Origin of the sequence: Campylobacter troglodytis (genome assembly GCF_006864425.1) — a bacterium.
Classification (GTDB): domain Bacteria; phylum Campylobacterota; class Campylobacteria; order Campylobacterales; family Campylobacteraceae; genus Campylobacter_D; species Campylobacter_D troglodytis.
The window spans coordinates 1-789 of record NZ_QHLI01000191.1 but is presented as its reverse complement, the minus strand read 5'-3'; the positions used below and the strand labels follow the sequence as shown (position 1 = coordinate 789).

Annotated in this window: 1 pseudogene; it reads right to left on the bottom strand. The window is 33.2% G+C overall.

What is annotated here, in order from left to right:
• Positions 1-194: 194 nt before the first annotated feature.
• Positions 195-789, bottom strand: a pseudogene (locus tag DMC01_RS12660) (hypothetical protein); the annotation flags it as partial.

Here is a 789-nt window from a genome sequence, read left to right as displayed (position 1 = left end):
TTATCAACCTTATAGCCTAAGACTTCATTAGCTGAATTTGAGATTTTAGAATTTGAATTTACAGCGTTTGAATTTGTTTTTTCTCTAACTGAGAGTTTTATATTTGAGAAAGGATTGTTTGAAAAATTTGTGTTTATCATTGAAGTGTCCTTATTTTATCCCTTAGTTAAAAAACTAAGGGATAAATCGCTAATTTATCTTAAGAGTTTATAAGCAAGGTGGTTTTTCATCGCCTTTTCATATGTTGAGCGAACATACATTGTCATTTTATTGCCATAAGTATTTCTAAGCTTATAGATACTTCCTTTATTGCTCACTCCCAAAACTACATTATTGACTACATAGTTAAGAGTTGGACGGTAAGGATTTGCTTTACTGAAAATTTGAGTTACACTCACAGCCAAGTATTCTCTTTTTTGAGGGTCTGCCACAGAAGCTAATTCTCTATAATTATCTTTAGCACTTGAGGTAAAAAATTTATTCCCATCTGCACCTATTATTCTGCAATCAGATACGCCCATATAGCAAACACCTTTGCCTTCAAATTCAGCTCGGCTTAAATCAATTACAGCAACCATTTCACTTATAGAAACATTCCAAAGCTTAGTGTCTCTAAGTGTATAAAATTTCACTAAATACCCACCCACAACCTGACTTGCTTCATCAAGTGTAAGTTTTTTAACCCCAGCCAAGTTATCGCTTAAAGCACCATTTGTAAGCTTTGCAAGAAAATCATCAGCCAAAGATAGGCTTGAGAGTAAGGCACTAAGAAATGCAATTTTAAAGAAT